The organism is Mesorhizobium sp. M0633 (assembly GCF_040320645.1).
Lineage (GTDB): Bacteria > Pseudomonadota > Alphaproteobacteria > Rhizobiales > Rhizobiaceae > Mesorhizobium.
Genome location: NZ_JAMYQC010000124.1, coordinates 1 through 705, shown reverse-complemented (window position 1 = coordinate 705; position 705 = coordinate 1). Strand labels below are relative to the sequence as shown.

The 705-nt window shown below is 65.8% G+C and carries 1 protein-coding gene; it reads left to right on the top strand.

The features are described 5' to 3' along the window. Window positions 1–98: 98 nt before the first annotated feature. Window positions 99–705 (top strand): tyrosine-type recombinase/integrase (locus NKI47_RS34955; protein WP_352596394.1); only part of this gene is annotated, 607 nt, incomplete at its 3' end.

Genomic DNA, 705 nt, shown 5'->3' with positions numbered 1-705 from the left:
GTTGGCAGCGTCGGTGAGGCTTTAATCGATCAGGGGTGACGGACGGCCATCGGCCTCCGAGCATGAAGTGTCAACCTTCAGCTTGAGAGGAGCATCCGATGACCGTCCCTACGCATCCATCCGGCAGCGCACTTCGCGAGCGCATGATCGAAGACATGTCCATGCGCGGCTTCACCGAGGATACGCGCCGAGACTATATCCGTTGCGTGAAGGCGTTTGCAGCCTTCATCGGGCGCTCGCCTGATACCGCGACGGCTGAGGATCTGCGGCGTTTCCAATTACACCAGACCGAGAGCGGCATGCGGCCGCCGGGGATCAACAGCGCGGTCTCGGCGCTGCGCTTCTTCTTCACCGTGACGCTCGACCGGCCCGATCTCTCGCGCCGTCTCACCGTCATCCGCCAGCCACGCAAGCTGCCGCTGGTGCTGAGCGTCGAGGAGGTGGCGCGGCTGCTCGAAGCCGCACCGGGACCGAAGTACAAGGCGGCGCTTGGCACGGGCTACGGGGCGGGGTTGCGGGTGTCGGAGATCGTGGCGCTCAAGGTGAGCGACATCGATTCGACGCGCATGCTGATCCGCGTCGAGCAGGGCAAGGGCCGCAAGGACCGCCACGCCATGCTGTCGCCGCAGCTGCTCGGGCTTCTGCGCGCCTGGTGGCGCGAGGGCAAACGCCGCGGCGTGATGCTGCCGCAAGGCTGGCTATTTC